A 15,946-nucleotide genomic window follows, 5' to 3' on the forward strand; every position below is an offset into this window, starting at 1 on the left:
GCGCCCGGCGTAGGCGGCGCAAACACCCCCCCAGCCCAAATAATCCCCCCATCTCACGAACCAGGGTGACAGCTGATGAGCACTGCCGTCGGAACAGAAGACCCGGCCGGGGACACAGCCGGGGTGGTGGACGCGGGCCGGTCCCGCTCCATCACGGACTGGCGTCCGGAGGACGAGGCGTTCTGGAGGGAGACCGGCGCGGGAGTCGCGCGCCGGAACCTGGCCTTCTCGGTCCTGTCCGAGCACATCGGATTCTCGGTGTGGAGCCTGTGGTCGGTGCTGGTGCTGTTCCTCGGACCGGAGTACCACATCGACGCGGCGGGCAAGTTCACACTCACCGCGCTGCCGACGGCGCTCGGCGCCGTGCTGCGCCTGCCCTACACCTTCGCGGTGGCCAGGTTCGGCGGCCGCAACTGGACCGTGTTCAGCGCGCTGTTGCTGCTGGTCCCGACGGTGCTGGCCGGGCTCGTGCTGCGGCCAGGCGTCTCGTACGGCACCCTGCTCGGGGTGGCGTGTGTCGCCGGTGTCGGGGGCGGCAACTTCGCTTCCTCGATGGCGAACATCAACGCGTTCTACCCACAGCGCCTCAAGGGCTGGGCGCTGGGCGTCAACGCGGGCGGCGGCAACCTCGGCGTCCCGGTCGTGCAGCTGGTCGGCCTGCTGGTGCTGGCCACGGCCGGTGCGGCGCAGCCGCGGCTGGTACCGCTGGTCTACCTGCCGCTGATCGCGCTGGCCGCGCTGGGCGCGGCGCTGAGGATGGACAACCTGACGTCGCTGAGGAACGACAGGAGGGCGCTGCGGGAGGTGGCCAAGGAGTCGCACAGCTGGGTCATGTCGCTGCTCTACATCGGTACTTTCGGCTCGTTCATCGGCTTCGGCTTCGCCTTCGGGCAGGTGCTGCAGGTGCAGTTCCACCAGCAGTTCGACACCCCGGTGAAGGCCGCGTACCTGACCTTCCTCGGGCCCCTTCTGGGGTCGCTGGTACGGCCGTTGGGCGGGAGGATGGCGGACCGCTGGGGCGGCGCCCGGGTGACGCTGTGGACCTTCGCCGCGATGGCGGCGGGCACCGGCGCGGTGCTGATCGCCTCGCAGCAGAAGTCGCTGCCGATGTTCCTGGCCGGCTTCGTGGCGCTGTTCGTGCTGAGCGGGATCGGCAACGGCTCGACGTACAAGATGATCCCGGCGATCTTCCAGGCCAAGGCGCGGATCGCGGTCGCCGCAGGAGCTGACGAGGAGACCGCGGAGCGGGACGCCCGGCGCCGGGCATCGGCGCTGATCGGACTGGCCGGCGCGCTCGGGGCGTTCGGCGGGGTCCTGGTGAACATCGCCTTCCGTCAGTCGTTCCTGGCCACCGGGGACGGCGACGCGGCGTACTGGGCCTTCCTGGCTACGTACGCCGTGTGCTGCGCCGTGACGTGGGCGGTCTATCTGCGGCCCCGGGTGGGGCCGATGCCCGCGATCTGAGGGCGGCGACGGCCGGAGCACGAGGGGCCATGACCGCCCGCCTTCCGGAGAAAGCTCACGGTCCGCCCAGCGGCAACCCCACCATGCGCCTCCGGCAAGCGGCGGAGGGCCGACCGTGCCTCGGCCGTCCCGGTTCGCTTCCCGCGTGGGATCCAGCCGGCACGGAGCACGGCATCTTATGGTGATCCGATGCGACTTGTACCCTGGTGGGCCTTGCTCTCGTCCGGGTGCGCGCCTGTGTTGCTCATCGGAGGCTCGAATCTCGCGGAGCTGATGCAGGGGCCCGGCTACAACCCGAAGACCCGGACGATAAGCGTCCTCGCCGCGTACGGCACGCCCGGGTACGGGGTGATGACCGGGATGCTGCTCGCACTCGGGGCCTGTTACGTCATCACCGCACTCGGGCTGCGTTCCGCCACGCTCCTCGGCCGGGCCGCGCTCGCCGGGGGCGGGATCTCCGCGATGGTGCTGACGCTGGTGCCCGCACCCCCCAGCGGAGGCTCGTTCGGTCACGGGGCTGTGGTCACGGTGGGGTTCGGGCTGCTGGCCGTCTGGCCGGTACTGGCCGTCGACCGTGGTGCGGGGGCGCCGTGGGGACTGCGGCCTGCCGCGGTCCGGGACGGGGGCGCGTCATGGGGACTGCGGCAGGACGTGGCGATCGCGGTCAGCGCCTCGATGTGCGCCTTCGCGGTCTGGTTCCTCGTCGGGCTCCAGCTTCACGGGCTGCCGGGGGTCGCCGAACGTGTCCTGACCTTCGCGCAGGCACTCTGGCCCTTCCTGGTCGTCATCTCCTGCTGGCCGCACGAGGTCAGCACCGAACAGGTGTAGCGCGGTTGAGGCCTTTACGCGCGGTTGCCCCCTCCCTCCCACCCCCTCATCCCGCCCAGCGCCCCGACAGGAAGGTCAGCGCGACGGCAGTCGTGACAGGGGTGGCAACAGCGAGACAGAGCGTCTTGAACCGCGGCCTGCGCAGGCTCCATCCCGCCAGGGAGATCCACAGCGGCCACCACAGGAGGGTGGAGCGGGGGATGGACATGTACCAGTACGAGGTGCCCAGGGCCCACAGGGTGAGGCCGATGTACAGAGCCTCGGCCCAGCGTCGCTGCCGTACCAGGAGGACGAGGAGGGCGAGTCCGGCGACCATGGCCAGGAGTTCGGCCTGGAACATGACGGCGTAACCGGTCGTCTGGGCGTGGGCGAAGGCGTTGTGCCAGGTGTTGGACCAGGCCTCCCACGGAGTGTGGAACGTGCGGTTCCAGCCCTGTTCCTCAGCATGTTTCCAAGCCATCCAGTCGCCGGTGTGGGCGTGCAGGTAGCCGCTGTAGAGGGCCACGGGTAGGGCGGGCAGGGCGAGCCAGGGGAGCCGGCGCCAGTCGCGGCCGGTGCGGGCGGTGAGGATGAAGTGCAGCGCGATGGCGGCTGCGAGGAAGAGGCCGTTCACGCGGACCGTGGTGGCCAGGGCTGTCAGGGCGGTGGCGAGCGGCCAGTTGCGCCGCTGGGCGGCGAGCCAGGCGGGCAGCGCGAGAGCGAGGAAGAGCGCCTCGGTGTAGCCGGCGGCCAGGAAGACCGCGCACGGCGAGAGCAGCAGGAACATCACGGTGCGCCGCCCGGCCCCGTGGTCGGGCAGGTGCAGCCGGGCGATGCGGGAGAGCGCCAGGACGGCGACGGCCCCGGCGGCGAAGGAGATCAGCAAGCCGGCCGCTGCCCAGTTCGTGACGACGGTGTGGACCGCCCGCAGGACGAGGGGGAAGCCGGGCAGAAAGGCCTCCCGGTGGTCCAGGGTGCTGTGCAGGAGTACGCCCTGCCCCGGGAAGTAGCCGTCGCGGGCTATATGCAGGTAGAAGTCCCAGTCCCACTGCTGGAAGGGAGCCAGAAGGGGGCCCCCGTCGCGGGAGTTGTGGTCGGCGGGAAACAGCCAGCGGGCGCAGTAGGCCGTGGTCCAGATGCCCAGGCGGGTCACCAGGTACAGCCACAGCACCTCACGGTCGGCAGGACTCACTCTCAGAAGAAGCCCCCGGAAGGCCCCCGGCCGGTGGCGGGGACCGGACTCGGCCCCGTACCACCCGCCCCTGTGCCACCGGTCCCCGCATGAACGGTTTCCGTTCGGCCGCTCTCCGTACGGCTGGGTTCCGCTCGGCCTGGCTTCGCTCCCTGCGGGGCGCCGACGCCGACCCGGCACGCGGGAGGGGCGTGCGGAAACGGGTGTGTTCTCACGCGGCCCGGACGGCAAGAACGGCATGGTGATTCTCTCCTGGTCTGCGGGGCGTGCCGGGATGACCGGTGGCCCCCGCGGTTCCCGCGTGTTTCGCTCTCCTTGGAGTACGCCTGGGACCGGGCATCCGGCTGACATGAGTCACGGGGAAATGAAGGTGATGATCGTCACGGAACCAGGAGCCGTGACTACGCATCAGGCCGAGGGCCCGCGCTTGAGGGGCCAGAGAGCGGCGTCGATGCCCCGACTCAGTGCAGCCTGCACCCCGTTGACGGGCCCGTCCGGCCCCGCGCCGACCTCGGATGTCTGCCGTCGGACCCCGGACGCCGGGGGACGCCCATGGATACGCCCCCTGAGGGCCTGCGCTCCGGATACCAGCGGGTCAGGCTGTTACGTACTGGTGGGCTGGCCCGCCCCGCCACTTCACCCAGGCCTCGTCGTCCAGCAGGGTGTCCGCGTCCAGCATTCCGGCCCGCCGCAGGAACTCGACGACGTCCGCGTCCTGGTGGGCCAGACCTGCGATCTCTCCTTGGATCGTCACCCGCCGTCCGCCGCTCGGGGAGGGTGGGTGCACCACTATCGGTGTGCTGTCCATGACCTCAGAGTGCGTCCGGCCGCCAGTTCCGGCACGCCGGGAGGGCAGTGCAGCCCGGCCTGTCCGGAGCCGCGGCCGTGCGCATATGGCGGGCTGGCGCGCCCTCTCAGAGGCCCGGATACGGGGCACCGTGGGCTCCGAGCCCCTTGACCCATCGGGGTGACCGGCGAGCGGCACGGTGGCGCGGCCCGGGTCCGGTACTGCCTGGTCTGCCTAGCGTGAGGTGCCCTTCCCCCGGCACCCCCTGGAGTACGTCATGACCATGCCCGCCCTCGCCGACCTGACCGGCACCTACGTGCTCGACCCGGCGCACACCCGCATCGGCTTCGTGGCCAGGCACGCGATGATCACCAAGGTCCGCGGCTCGTTCGCCGAGTTCGAGGGCACGCTCAAGCTGGACGGCTCGGACCCGGCCAAGTCGGGCGTCCTGGTCGCCATCAAGTCCGACAGCATCGACACCGGCAACGAGCAGCGAGACGGACACCTGCGGACCAACGACTTTCTCGATGCCCCGAACTACCCGCGGATCACCTTCACCTCGACCGGGATCAAGCAGTTGGACGGCAGCCACTTCCGGCTGACCGGCGACCTGACGATCAAGGACACCACCAAGCCGATCAGCATCGACTTCGAGCTCACCGGCACCGCCCAGGACCCCTTCGGCAACCAGCGGGTGGGCTTCGAGGGTGAGGTCGCCGTCAGCCGCAAGGAGTACGGCATCACGTGGAACGCCGCCCTCGAAGGCGGCGGCGTCCTCGTCGGCGACAAGGTGGTGCTGGAGTTCGACGTCTCGGCGATCAAGCAGAGCTGAGCAGAGCCTGAGAAGCCCTGAGCGGGGCTGGGCGGCCGGGCCCGGCCAGAGCCGAGACCTCCTCCGGGGCACACTGCGTCAGAAGCCCAGGCCGTCCGAGGCGCGGGCGCGGGCCGGGTGAGGTAGGCAGGAGTATGAGTTCGTTGCGCTTTCTGTCCTCGCTCCCGGGGCCGCGACGGTATCCGAAGGCGCTCATGGTTGTGCCGTTCGCTCTGATCGTCGCCATCACGGTGGTGGACGTCCTCACCCCACCGGCTGTGCATGTCGGGCCCTTCCTGGTGGCGGCGCCGGCCTTGACGGCGTCGTTCGCCGGTCCCCTCAGCACCGCGGTCGTCAGTGTGCTGGCCCTCGCGGCCGAGGCGTTCGTGGCCGGCACGCGGGGAAGCGTCACCGATCTCAACCACACCTACCAGCTCGCGGCGCTCTTCCTGATCTCCGTCTTCGTCACTTTCTTCGCGCATCTGAGAGTGCAGCATGAACGGGAGATGACCCGTCTGCGCTGGGTGGGGCGTGCGGTGCAGCGCGTGGTGATGAGGCCGCTGCCGGAACGCAGTGGGCCGCTGCGCATCGCGTCGGTCTATCTGGCCGCTGAGGCGGAGGCACAGCTCGGCGGCGATCTGTACGCGGTCACGCGCACGGCGGGCGGAACCCGCGTGATCATCGGCGACGTACGCGGCAAGGGCCTCGATGCCATGGGCGAGGCGGCCGGTGTCCTCGGCGTCTTCCGGGCGCTGGCCCACTACGATCCGGAACTGCCCGAAGCCGTGGGCCAGCTGGAGGCCGGTGTTGTGTCCGACCGGAGCTACACGGCCCGGGCACAGGGGGCCGGTGAGGACGACGGGGAGGCTTTTGTCACCGCGGCCGTGCTCGACATCCCCGACGTTCGGCCGGAACTCCAGCTGGTCAGCTGCGGCCACCCGCCGCCGCTGGTGGTACGCGCGGGCCGGGTGCATACCCTCGACGTACGGGAGTCCGCCCCGCCCCTCGGCCTCGGCCACCTGCTCAGCAGCGTCTTCGCCGCGGAGACGTTCGTCTTCGGTGTCGGCGACGTCCTCCTCCTGTACACGGACGGCGTCATCGAGGCCCGGGACAGTGCGGGCCGGTTCTACCCGCTGCCGGACCGGATCGCTTCGTGGGGAGCCAACGGCCCGGAGGCTCTGCTCAAACGGCTCTGCGACGACCTGCTGCGCCATGCCGGAGGCAGCTTGGGCGACGACGCGGCGATGGTCGCCATCGAACGGCTGCCGGCCGGCGAATGAGCGGTCGGTCCCTTCGCCGCCAAAGCCTCCGGCCTCACACGTCGGTCCGGACGGTGAGGCCCTCGAAGCCGCGCAGGGTGCGGCGCGCTCGGCCCGGCCCCGGTGGCCGGTGCGCTGTAAGACCTGCACGCCAAGCTTGCGGGCATCAGTGAGGCAGACCGCGGGGTGTGCGGGGACGGGGACAAAGGGCGGGGGCTGGAACGGGTCCACCCATGAACCTGTTCCAGCCCTCGCCAGGACCTGAGTCCTGCCGTCCCCCTGGAGGGGTTGGCCGTCCCACGGACTCAGGTGGTCGTGGGGGTGTGTGGTCGGTTTGCCTGGTCAGTAGGCGGAGTTGACGTTGTCCATCGAGCCGTATTTGTCGGCGGCGTAGTTGGCTGCGGCGACGATGTTGGCGACGGGGTCGGTGAGGCTGTTCTTGGTGCCCTTGACGTGGTAGGTGTCGAAGGTGGGCTGGATGACCTGGAGGAGTCCCTTGGAGGGGATGCCGTTCTGGGCGTTGACGTCCCAGTTGTTCTGGGCGTTGGGGTTGCCGCTGGACTCGCGCATGATGTTGCGGTGCAGGCCTTCGTAGCTGCCGGGTATGTGCTTGGCCTTCATGATGGCCAGTGATTCCTTGATCCAGCCGTCGAGGTTGTTGCTGTACTTGGTGCTCTTGACGATCGCGGTGACGGCGTCGGTGTGCTTGGCCTTGGGGGCCTTCTTCGCCGCGGTGGTGTGCTGGGCGGCCTTCTCGGCGTGGGCGGCCTGTTTGGCGATCTGGGCGGTGGTGATGGCGGCGGCCGAGGCGGGCGCGGTGCGGGTGGGTTCGGCGGCGTGCGCGGAGTGGGGGACCAGGGTCAGCGCGATGGCGGCGGCGCCCGCGCCGGCGATACCGGCGACGGAGGTCTTGCGGAGGTTCAGGGTGCGGCGGGTGGTGGCAGTCATGGGTGTACCTCTCCAGGTGGGACGTGGCGTGGGGAGGCCGACTGGGGGGTCGGCGACACGGTGGGGCGCTGGGGCCGTGGTTCGTGTCGTGGGGCCGGTGTCTGGATGGCGGGCGGTGTGCTGTGCCCGGTCCGGCGCTCGGCTCCCCGGTATGTCCAACACCTTGCGAGAGGGTCCTGGGGGTTGGCAATTATGTGACCTACGACCCCAGATAGTGACAAAACGGACAGAGGTGGGGTGGGGCCCGTAATGAAGGGGCGGAACCTGGTCGTGGGTCTACTAGGCGGCGTCCTGTGTGACGTGGGCCCTATGCCCGGGCTCACATATCACCGGCCTCGGCGCCCCTGATTCCTACTCCGCGTCACGGCCCGTACACATCGAAACCCCAGGCGTCTCGTCCCTCGTCGAGGCCGCCGACGGTTGGGAGCCAGGGGTCGGTTCGACGGGGCTGAGCGGGGTCTGGCCGCGTTGAAGGAGTGGAACGGCTACGCCCCGACGGCGGCTGAGCGGCATGACCTGGGCGGTGGGCTGGACCGGCGCCTGGCGCAGGTGACCGGAACGGTGAGTGACGCCATGCACATCGTGGGGACCAGAAACCGCGGTGGCTGCGGTAAACAGAGGTGGCTGCGGCGGACCAGGGAAATGTCCTCGCGTCCCCGGCTCATCCACCGCGCTCACGCCGAGGTGAGCTGGTTCTTGTACGTCCCGGCCTGCGCGCTCGTCGAAGCACCGCCACCGCCGCACCCGGGCCGGTGGGCCGGGTGCGGCGGTGGCGGTGCCCTTCGACTTCACGCCTGCATGATCTTCTCCGGCCCAGCGGCACCGAAAAAGCTGTGGTCGAGTTGGGACAGAAGATCGGCGGGGTCCTGATAAACACTCCGGGCGCCCGCCCGCTCCAGGTCGACCCGTGGAATACCGCCACAGAGCAGAGCGATAGCAGGCACCCCGGCCCGCGAAGCGGCCTCCATGTCCCAGACCGTGTCGCCGACGAACACAGCCTGCTTCGCGGGGACCCCGGCGAGTTTCAGCGCGTGCTCGACCGGCTCGGCGGCCGGTTTCCCCTCAGTGACGTCGGCGGCACTCGCCGTGTCCCGGATGGCGTCGCCCGCACCGATGGCACGCCGCAGCGCATCCAGCTCATGTCCCTCCGCCGAGGTGGCCAGCACCACTCGCCAGCCCTGCCCGGCGAGGGTGCGCAGCAGTTCGCCCGCCGAGCGGAACGCGGGCAGCCGCTCGAAGTAGGTGCCGAACAGCGTTTTATGGGCCGCGCTGATATCCGCGTCCTGGTCCTGGTCCCGCTCTTTGCCGAGCAGGTGCTCCAGCAGATCGCCGGAACCGAGCCCCACTGCCCGGTGGATGGCGGGCATCGGAACGGTGTGACCGGCCTGCCGCAGGGCTTCCCACCACGTCACCACATGCAGATGGTTGGTGTCCACGAGAGTGCCGTCCACGTCGAAGAGTGCTGCGCGCTCCATGTGCATTCCTGCTCTCTCTACGGGCTTGGTTCAGTGGGTCTCAGCGGCCGACGGCTTTGCGCAGCTGCTGCTTGTTCATCGAGGAGCGGCCTTCCACGTTCTTCTTCTTCGCCTCTTCGTAGAGCTGGTCCCTGGTCGGTCCCTGGGCGCCGCTGTGCGAGCGTTCGCCGCCTCGCTGGGATGCCGATTTGGGGTCCCGTGTCGAGACCCTGGAAGCCGATTTGGCCTCACCGGACCGTGCCCGCTCCTTGTTCACGGTGCGCGCGGCGATCTCCTCGGCCCGGCTTTCCGATGTGCCTCGCTTCTCGGCGCTTTCCTTGACGTGCTCGTACTGCCGCTCGCGCTTGCGACTGGATCCTGCCGGCATGACATGCCTCCCTGTCGATACGTGCTCAGTTCCTCGCCTGCCCCGATCCCCCAGCGCTTCACACACTCCGTCCGAGAGGACACCGCAGCAAATCGGGTCGGCCACCCGGCACGGGAACTCGCACCGGGCGGGCGCGAGGCGCCCGAGCGCCACGGGCCTGTTCCCGGTGCCGACGCCCCCACGCCCCGGTGCGCCTGCGGCCCATCGGCGATCGCCTGGTCTGTCGCTCCCTTCTTTCGCCCCAGCCTCCTCCACATGGCTTTGCCAGATCAGCGGCGTGCGTGTTGAAGGGGTTCGTGGGTATCCGCTGTGGAACGGTGAGCTGTCCTCAGCTCAGCCCCTTTCAAGTGGAGGTGTTTTCTCTCATGGGACACGGCGGAAACGTGATTGCAGAGCTCACCACCGACCACCGTGAGGTCGACGAACTGTTCGAGAAGATCGAGGCTCAGCCGGTTGGCGATCCGCAGCGCCGGAAACTGGCCGACGAACTGACTGTCGAGCTGGTGCGCCACTCCGTCGCCGAGGAAATGCATCTGTACCCGGCGGTACGTGAGCATGTCCAGGGCGGGGCGGAGATCGCGGACAAGGAACTCTCCGATCACGCGGAGGTGGAACAGCACCTCAAGGATCTGGAGGGCCTGTCTGCGGACGACCCGCAGTTCAACGACCTGGTGGCGAAGCTGAAGCTCGAAGTGAGCGAGCACGTACGCGATGAAGAAGGCCGGCTGTTCCCTCTCCTCGCCGCAGCCTGCACGCCAGAAGCTCTGGATCAGCTGGGCGACAAAGTCCGCACGGCCAAGAAGACGGCTCCCACCCGACCGCACCCCTCCTCCCCGGACACCCCGCCGGGCAACAAGCTGCTGGGGCCTGGCGCCGGACTCGTGGACCGGGCCCGCGACCTGCTGACCGGCCGCGGCAAAAGCTGAACATCCCCGCACCAGACAAGCCCCCGGCCACCGCCGGCCGGACCAGGAACAGCGACAAAGGAGAACCGGCAGTGACTACCGCACGGGAACTCATGACCGAGGGCGCCGAATGTATCGGCGCGGACGAACCGGTCCTCCTCGCCGCAAGGAAGATGACCGAGATGGGCTTCGGTGCGCTGCCGATCTGCGGCACCGACGAGAAACTCAAAGGCGTCCTCACCGACCGCGACATCGTGATCAAGGTCCTGGGAGTGGGGAAGGACCCCGCCACGACCAAGGCGGGCTCCCTCGCGCAGGGCGAAGCTGTCACGATCGGCGCCGATGACGACGCCGCCGAGATCATGCGCACCATGACGACACACAAGGTCCGCCGTCTGCCGGTCATCGATGGCCACCGCCTGGTCGGCATGGTCGCCCAGGCGGACGTGGCCCGCGCTCTGCCCGACCCGCAGGTCGGCGACCTGCTGGAAGCACTGTCCAGCGACTGAGAGCCGGCATCGCTCTTTGGGGCAGGGACAGCCAGGCGGCTCCCTGCCCCTGCCCGCCGCCACCCGGACCGTTCGGTCATACTGCGGTGCGGACAGGCGAACGTGAGCCGTTTGCCCTCTCGGCGCATGAGCGGCGCTCTACGCAGTGAGCGCGTTACCTGTGCGTGGGTTCCTTCAGGCTCCAGCCGACGCCGGAGCAGCCCGAGGGCGGAGGCGGGAAGGTGTGCCCCTTGACGTCCGTACTGGTGAATGCCTGGTGCGACTTGCCGCAGGTGCACTCGTAGATCCCGCTTTCGGGGACCGTCTCTCCCGGCCGGTACATCCTTGTTTCGTCGTTCATACCTTCCACACTGCGCCGATGTGGCCGAAGACGCAGTCGGGGCCCGTCACCCGCATGGTCCCGGCACGATAGTGGAGGCCGCAACCTGCTCCGCGAAAACCTCCAGCAGAGCTCTCGTCGCCCGCGGATGGGCTTTCGTCGGCCGGATTGGTCCTGCTCGCTGGAGCGGGCTGGGCGCAGGAGGTACGCCGAGACGAGGTGGACGGCCGCGGCCAGGGCGGGTCCGGGGAGCGTGGCGGGGGAGGCGCTTGCGGCATTGATTCCCAGGTCGGCGAATTGGACGGCGCCGGCCAGCAGGAGTATCGGGTACAGGTCACGCCCGGTGACGGCGGGCCAGACCACCGCCGCGGCGATCAGCAGGGAGCGGACGCCGTACATCTCGGCGAAGAGTTGGGGACCCGTTCCTCCGGTGGTTCCGGGGTATGCCGCGGGAGCGAGCAGAGCCAGCACGCCGAACGTCGCCGAGCCGACCGCGACCAGCACATTCACGAGACGGACAAGCGGTTCACATCGTGAAGCATTCATGGTGTGAATAATTTCTGGACGCTATCATCCCTGGCATGGTGGAGAAAGAGACGCGTTCGCCGGTGAACACCGTCACCTTCCGGCTCGGGGTGCTTGGCACCTGGCAGGAAGCCCGCTACGCCGAGCGGCTGGCCGGACTCGAACTGAAGCCCAAGCACGTCGCCCTGCTCAGCGTTCTCCGGATCAAGGGCGCCGAGTCGCAGCTCGAGCTGGCCGGCGTCATGCGGGTGGCGCCCAGTCTGGTCGTCCAGCTCGCCGACCACCTCGAAGCGCTCGGCGCGATTGAACGCGTACGCGATCCCGCTGACCGCCGCCGACAGCGCCTGACCCTCACAGAGGACGGCGTCCGCCTGCTCGACGCGGCATGCGGGCTCGCCGAGGCGCTCGACGAGGAGCTGGCGGCGCCGCTCGCGCCGGGGGAGCGTGCGGCGCTCTCCCGCATCCTCGAACACCTGGCCGCCCACACCGGCCTTCCGGTCGATGGATGAGATGACGGGGCAGACCTCGGCGGGGAGCAGGGTGGACTTGGCGGCCGGCTCGGGAGTCGTCCTTGCCTGGCCCCTGTCCGGGCGATCATCTGCCGAACCGGCCCGGCCACCGGCGCCAAAGAGTTCCCCCAGTCGGTCAGGGCTCCGGTCAGGGCGCTCCGGCATCCTCACCGGCCAGGAAGGGACGCAGCAGGGTGAGCAGGGCGCGCGGCCGGTGCAGCGGGATGATGTGGCCGCAGTCCTCCATGACGTGTCCGGTGAGATCGTCGGTGACCGGGCGGAGCTGGCGTTCCAGTGCGGCACCGAGAGGCCGGACGCCCAGCGCCATCGTCGGCACTGTCAGGCGGGCACTGGTGACTGCCTGCTCGATCTGTACCGCGCTCTCGGGCAGAGCCCGGTAGTACGAGAACGCACAGCTCAACGCCTGCCGCCGTGTATGCGCGGACGAAGGCGTCCCTCGGCCAGGGTGCCCGTGCCGTACCCGGTGGCAGCCCGGCTGCTCGCGCCGAACCCGTGCAGGTCGGGTGCAATGACGCGGTAGCGGCCGGACAGATCGGCCATGACGTCCGTCCACAGCTCCCAGGTGTGCGGGAAGCCATGCAGCAACAGGACGGCCGGGCCGGATCCGGCGAGGGCGACGTTCAGTTCGACACCGTTGACGGGAACGCGGCGCAGCTCGGGCATGGGGGCGCTCCAGATGGGGTGAACAATGGTGACAAGGTCACGTTATGGAACTAGCCTGGCCCGCCCAAGACGGCACTTTCCGGATCTGGGCCGAGACACACATGCCGGAGATCGACCGCAACAACCACCTCGCCGATGAGCCGCCCACCCTCTAGTTAGGTGGTTTCCATTCAGGAGGCCTCACACCGGCTCGGCAACCGTTGGACTATGTGCGCGAGGTGGCGCGAGACTGGGTCTTGAGCCCAGCACGCTGTCTGTGCGAAAGGGAACGGCCATGGCCTTCAGGCGGTCCGACACGAAGACCCAGGTCGACCGGGCCCGTGAGGGGGCTCTGCCGCTGACCGGCTCCGCATCGTTCGACCCGCTGCTGGAGCGGATCGGTGACGCACGGTACGTACTGCTGGGGGAGGCCTCCCACGGCAGTACCGACTACTACCGTTGGCGGGCGGTCCTGACGCGTCGGCTGATCGAGGAGAAGGGCTTCTCCTTCATCGCGGTGGAGGGTGACTGGCCGGACTGCCAGGCCGTTCACCGCTCGGTCACGGCAGCGCCCGGCGCCCCCGATGACCCGTTCGACGCGCTGATGGAGTTCGACCGCTGGCCTACCTGGATGTGGGCCAACACCAATGTGCTCCGCTTCGCCCGGTGGCTGCGCGAGCACAACGTCGGCCTGGCGCCGGGGAGTTCACATGTGGGCTTCTTCGGCCTGGACGTCTACTCCCTGTGGGAGTCGCTGGACGCGGTGATCGGCTATCTCGACGAACACGCCCCGGCCGAGCTGGCGGGCGCGCTGGAGGCCTACCGCTGCTTCGAGCCGTACGCCGAGGAGCCCCGCTCCTACGCACACGCCACCCGGTTCGCGCCGTCCGGTTGCGAGCGCGAAGTACTCGCCCTGCTCGTGCGGTTGAGGCAGTCCACGGAGTACGCCGAGACAGCCGGTGGCAGCTTCGCTCAATTCGCCGCACGGCAGAACGCGGAGGTGCTGGCCGGCGCCGAACGTTACTACCGGGCCATGGTGGGCGGCGGCCCGCAGTCCTGGAACATCCGTGATCACCACATGGCTGACACCCTCGACCGGCTCATGGAGCACCACGGTCCCGATGCGAAGGCTGTGGTGTGGGCACACAACACCCATGTCGGAGACGCGCGGGCCACCGACATGCCTGCGGCCGGAGTGGTCAGTCTCGGCCAGATCGTTCGCGAACGCCACGCCACGGAAGGCGTCGTACTGGTCGGTTTCGGCTCCTACGACGGAACGGTGGTCGCCGCCGGCCACTGGGGGGACGCCCCGAGCATGATGTGCGTACCTCCCGCGCGGACGGACAGTGTGGAGGAGCTGCTGCACCGGGCATTTCCCGGCAGTGCGGGACTGTTCGTCTTCCCGGAGGGTGTCCATTACGGGGTGCCGGCCGGTCACAGCCCCGACTGGTTCGACGAAGAGCGGGACCACCGTGCCATCGGAGTGGTCTACCGGCCGGATGCCGAGAAGCGGGGAAACTACGTCCCCACCGTGCTCGGCGAACGCTATGACGCCTTCGTCTTCCTCGACCGCAGCCAAGCCCTCGCCCCGCTCCACGGGGCTCTGTTGGGCACCGGCGAGGAGGAGACCTGGCCCACCGGGATGTGACACCGGCTCACGACCATTGAGAGCCGTAACTGCCGGAGCCGTTGCAGCTGTTGGTTCCGTCGCAGCTACGGGAGAGAGGAAGGACCATGCGATTCCGTGACCGCCGGGAAGCCGGGCGGGACCTCGCCGCCGAACTCCTCGCATCAGCGGCCGCCGGCGACTTCCTCCGCCCGCTGGTGCTGGCCCTTCCACGTGGCGGTGTGCCCGTCGCGGCGGAGGTCGCCCGGGCCCTGAAAGCGCCGCTGGATGTGCTCGTCGTCCGCAAGATCGGCGTACCGGGACACCCGGAGACAGGGGTCGGAGCGATCGTCGGCGAGGACCCGCCCCTCTTCGACTCGCGGTCCTTGCAGTGGCTCGGCCTGAGCGAGGACGCGCTCGCTCCCACCGTCGCCGGCGAGCGCACCGAACTCCACCGCCGGGAAGACCTCTACCGGCACGGCAGGCCCCCACTCGTATGCGGGGGCCGGACCGTGATCCTTGTCGACGACGGACTCGCCACCGGCGTCACGGCCCGCGCAGCCGTACGTCACCTGCGCCGACAGGCACCCCACCGGCTGCTCCTGGCGGTCCCCGTGGGCGCGGCCGACGGCACCGCGACGCTGCGTCAGGAGGCCGACGAAGTGATCTGCCTGCAGCAGCCGGAACTCTTCCAGGCGGTGGGCCAGTGGTACGAGGACTTCGACCAGACCTCCGACACCGAGGTGATCGAGATCCTGCACGAGATGGACGGGGAACTGGGCCGCTGACGCCCCGCCCGGCAGCGGTCAGGCAGCTCGTGGTGCAATCGCTTTCCCCTGCCCCCACCCCGAAAGCCCTGACGTGCCTGCTGTGTTCCGCCGCGCCGCCCGTTTTCTCGCCCCGGCCCTGATGCTCCTCGTCGCCGGATGCTCGTCCGGCGACCCCGCCGCCGGCCCCACCCACGGCTCCGCCCCGGCCGCCTCGCCCTCCGCGCGGGACGGCGGCGTGCGCAAGCCCCCGGCCCGGGCGTCCTTCGACTACCAGCTGGGCGGGCCGTATCAGCCGCCGGCCGGGGTACGGGCGGTCTCCCGCGACCGCACCGCGGACCCCGTACCCGGGCTCTACAACATCTGTTACGTCAACGCCTTCCAGTCGCAGCCGGGTGGCGCGGTCGGCTGGTGGCAGAAGCACCACTCCGACCTGCTGCTGCACGATCGCCACGGCGAGCCGGTCGTCGACGAGGACTGGCAGGAGCCCCTCCTCGACATCTCCGGTGCCGCCAAGCGCGAGAAGCTCGCGGGCATCGTCGGCCGCTGGATCGACGGCTGCGCCGATGCCGGATTCGACGCGGTGGAGCCCGACAACCTCGACTCGTACGAGCGCTCGGACCACCTGCTCACCGCCGACGACGCGGCGTCCTTCGCACGGCTGCTGGCCACGCGGGCGCACCGGCGGGGTCTGGCCATCGCCCAGAAGAACACCACCGACCTGCTGGACCGGCGCGAGCACATCGGGTTCGACTTCGCCGTCGTCGAGGAGTGCGGCCGCTTCCAGGAGTGCACCGAGTTCGCCGACGCCTACCGGGGCAGGGCCTTCGACATCGAGTACGGCGCCAAGGACTTCGACCGGGCCTGCCGTTCCTGGGGCAGGAAGCTGTCGGTCACACTGCGCGACCGCGATGTGAGCCCGGCCGGCGAAAAGGCCCACGTGTACCGCCGGTGCGACGCTGCCGGCTGAGGGGCGCGCTTCCGGGAGACCGGCGCCCCGGGGCGGGGCCCTGTCGAGAGGGGGGCGCTCAGG

16 protein-coding genes and 1 pseudogene are annotated in these 15,946 nt (G+C 69.6%); 10 read left to right on the forward strand and 7 right to left on the reverse strand.

All coding sequences use genetic code 11. The features are described from left to right. Positions 1 to 75: 75 nt before the first annotated feature. Positions 76 to 1,464: a nitrate/nitrite transporter gene (locus OG452_RS31915; RefSeq protein ID WP_327299016.1), complete on the forward strand. Its 1,389-nt coding sequence runs from the start codon at positions 76 to 78 to the stop codon at positions 1,462 to 1,464. 189 nt (positions 1,465 to 1,653) lie between these two features. Next, entirely contained in the window at positions 1,654 to 2,292 is a 639-nt protein-coding gene (locus OG452_RS31920; RefSeq protein WP_327299017.1) for a DUF998 domain-containing protein, read from the forward strand. Between the two features lie 46 nt (positions 2,293 to 2,338). Here OG452_RS31920 and OG452_RS31925 read toward each other — a convergent pair whose 3' ends face one another. Beyond that, positions 2,339 to 3,703 carry a mannosyltransferase family protein gene (locus tag OG452_RS31925; protein WP_405559869.1) on the reverse strand — a complete coding sequence of 455 codons (1,365 nt, stop codon included), beginning with the start codon at positions 3,701 to 3,703 and terminating at the stop codon, positions 2,339 to 2,341. A gap of 355 nt (positions 3,704 to 4,058) precedes the next feature. Further along, positions 4,059 to 4,271, reverse strand: a complete 213-nt coding sequence (locus OG452_RS31930) for a hypothetical protein (protein ID WP_327299018.1) — start codon at positions 4,269 to 4,271, stop codon at positions 4,059 to 4,061. A gap of 256 nt (positions 4,272 to 4,527) precedes the next feature. On the opposite strand from OG452_RS31930, the gene OG452_RS31935 reads away from it, so the two are divergent. Together OG452_RS31935 and OG452_RS31940 are read left to right on the forward strand one after the other, a co-directional pair. After that, entirely contained in the window at positions 4,528 to 5,082 is a 555-nt protein-coding gene (locus tag OG452_RS31935; protein WP_327299019.1) for a YceI family protein, read from the forward strand. Positions 5,083 to 5,276: 194 nt separating this feature from the next. Beyond that, complete coding sequence (locus tag OG452_RS31940; protein ID WP_327299020.1) at positions 5,277 to 6,341, forward strand: PP2C family protein-serine/threonine phosphatase; 1,065 nt, start codon at positions 5,277 to 5,279, stop codon at positions 6,339 to 6,341. Positions 6,342 to 6,662: 321 nt separating this feature from the next. Here OG452_RS31940 and OG452_RS31945 read toward each other — a convergent pair whose 3' ends face one another. From OG452_RS31945 to OG452_RS31955, 3 genes are all read right to left on the reverse strand, one after another. Next, positions 6,663 to 7,268, reverse strand: a complete 606-nt coding sequence (locus OG452_RS31945; RefSeq protein ID WP_327293604.1) for a transglycosylase SLT domain-containing protein — start codon at positions 7,266 to 7,268, stop codon at positions 6,663 to 6,665. Between the two features lie 788 nt (positions 7,269 to 8,056). After that, complete coding sequence (locus OG452_RS31950) at positions 8,057 to 8,743, reverse strand: HAD family hydrolase (RefSeq protein WP_327299021.1); 687 nt, start codon at positions 8,741 to 8,743, stop codon at positions 8,057 to 8,059. A 40-nt stretch (positions 8,744 to 8,783) separates the two neighbouring features. Further along, complete coding sequence (locus OG452_RS31955) at positions 8,784 to 9,110, reverse strand: plasmid stabilization protein (protein WP_327299022.1); 327 nt, start codon at positions 9,108 to 9,110, stop codon at positions 8,784 to 8,786. 365 nt (positions 9,111 to 9,475) lie between these two features. On the opposite strand from OG452_RS31955, the gene OG452_RS31960 reads away from it, so the two are divergent. Next, entirely contained in the window at positions 9,476 to 10,036 is a 561-nt protein-coding gene (locus OG452_RS31960) for a hemerythrin domain-containing protein (protein ID WP_327299023.1), read from the forward strand. 71 nt (positions 10,037 to 10,107) lie between these two features. Beyond that, positions 10,108 to 10,524, forward strand: a complete 417-nt coding sequence (locus OG452_RS31965) for a CBS domain-containing protein (RefSeq protein WP_327299024.1) — start codon at positions 10,108 to 10,110, stop codon at positions 10,522 to 10,524. A 154-nt stretch (positions 10,525 to 10,678) separates the two neighbouring features. On the opposite strand, the gene OG452_RS31970 is transcribed toward OG452_RS31965, so the two are convergent. Then, entirely contained in the window at positions 10,679 to 10,864 is a 186-nt protein-coding gene (locus OG452_RS31970; protein WP_327299025.1) for a hypothetical protein, read from the reverse strand. Between the two features lie 560 nt (positions 10,865 to 11,424). Between OG452_RS31970 and OG452_RS31975 the strand changes: the two genes are divergently transcribed. After that, positions 11,425 to 11,877, forward strand: a complete 453-nt coding sequence (locus tag OG452_RS31975; protein WP_327299026.1) for a MarR family winged helix-turn-helix transcriptional regulator — start codon at positions 11,425 to 11,427, stop codon at positions 11,875 to 11,877. A gap of 148 nt (positions 11,878 to 12,025) precedes the next feature. Here the strand turns inward: OG452_RS31975 and OG452_RS31980 are convergent. Continuing rightward, positions 12,026 to 12,561: pseudogene (locus tag OG452_RS31980) on the reverse strand (alpha/beta fold hydrolase). 274 nt (positions 12,562 to 12,835) lie between these two features. Here OG452_RS31980 and OG452_RS31985 point away from each other — a divergent pair. The 3 genes from OG452_RS31985 (at position 12,836) to OG452_RS31995 (ending at position 15,883) form a co-directional block, all read left to right on the forward strand. Beyond that, positions 12,836 to 14,188, forward strand: a complete 1,353-nt coding sequence (locus OG452_RS31985) for an erythromycin esterase family protein (protein ID WP_327299027.1) — start codon at positions 12,836 to 12,838, stop codon at positions 14,186 to 14,188. A gap of 86 nt (positions 14,189 to 14,274) precedes the next feature. Then, positions 14,275 to 14,934: a phosphoribosyltransferase gene (locus tag OG452_RS31990; protein WP_327299028.1), complete on the forward strand. Its 660-nt coding sequence runs from the start codon at positions 14,275 to 14,277 to the stop codon at positions 14,932 to 14,934. A gap of 73 nt (positions 14,935 to 15,007) precedes the next feature. Continuing rightward, positions 15,008 to 15,883, forward strand: coding sequence for an endo alpha-1,4 polygalactosaminidase (locus OG452_RS31995; RefSeq protein ID WP_327299029.1), 876 nt, complete (start codon positions 15,008 to 15,010; stop codon positions 15,881 to 15,883). Positions 15,884 to 15,946: the final 63 nt, after the last annotated feature.

It is taken from the genome of Streptomyces sp. NBC_01197 (assembly GCF_036010505.1).
Classification (GTDB): Bacteria; Actinomycetota; Actinomycetes; order Streptomycetales; family Streptomycetaceae; genus Streptomyces.

Excerpts from the sequence above, each read along its gene's own strand:
- OG452_RS31925 (WP_405559869.1), bottom strand. The coding sequence starts at position 3,703 with ATGCCGTTCTTGCCGTCCGGGCCGCGTGAGAACACACCCGTTTCCGCA.
- OG452_RS31985 (WP_327299027.1), top strand. The coding sequence starts at position 12,836 with ATGGCCTTCAGGCGGTCCGACACGAAGACCCAGGTCGACCGGGCCCGT.
- OG452_RS31930 (WP_327299018.1), bottom strand. The coding sequence starts at position 4,271 with ATGGACAGCACACCGATAGTGGTGCACCCACCCTCCCCGAGCGGCGGA.
- OG452_RS31935 (WP_327299019.1), top strand. The coding sequence starts at position 4,528 with ATGACCATGCCCGCCCTCGCCGACCTGACCGGCACCTACGTGCTCGAC.
- OG452_RS31970 (WP_327299025.1), bottom strand. The coding sequence starts at position 10,864 with ATGAACGACGAAACAAGGATGTACCGGCCGGGAGAGACGGTCCCCGAA.
- OG452_RS31945 (WP_327293604.1), bottom strand. The coding sequence starts at position 7,268 with ATGACTGCCACCACCCGCCGCACCCTGAACCTCCGCAAGACCTCCGTC.
- OG452_RS31915 (WP_327299016.1), top strand. The coding sequence starts at position 76 with ATGAGCACTGCCGTCGGAACAGAAGACCCGGCCGGGGACACAGCCGGG.
- OG452_RS31990 (WP_327299028.1), top strand. The coding sequence starts at position 14,275 with ATGCGATTCCGTGACCGCCGGGAAGCCGGGCGGGACCTCGCCGCCGAA.
- OG452_RS31955 (WP_327299022.1), bottom strand. The coding sequence starts at position 9,110 with ATGCCGGCAGGATCCAGTCGCAAGCGCGAGCGGCAGTACGAGCACGTC.
- OG452_RS31920 (WP_327299017.1), top strand. The coding sequence starts at position 1,654 with ATGCGACTTGTACCCTGGTGGGCCTTGCTCTCGTCCGGGTGCGCGCCT.
- OG452_RS31975 (WP_327299026.1), top strand. The coding sequence starts at position 11,425 with ATGGTGGAGAAAGAGACGCGTTCGCCGGTGAACACCGTCACCTTCCGG.
- OG452_RS31950 (WP_327299021.1), bottom strand. The coding sequence starts at position 8,743 with ATGGAGCGCGCAGCACTCTTCGACGTGGACGGCACTCTCGTGGACACC.
- OG452_RS31940 (WP_327299020.1), top strand. The coding sequence starts at position 5,277 with ATGGTTGTGCCGTTCGCTCTGATCGTCGCCATCACGGTGGTGGACGTC.
- OG452_RS31960 (WP_327299023.1), top strand. The coding sequence starts at position 9,476 with ATGGGACACGGCGGAAACGTGATTGCAGAGCTCACCACCGACCACCGT.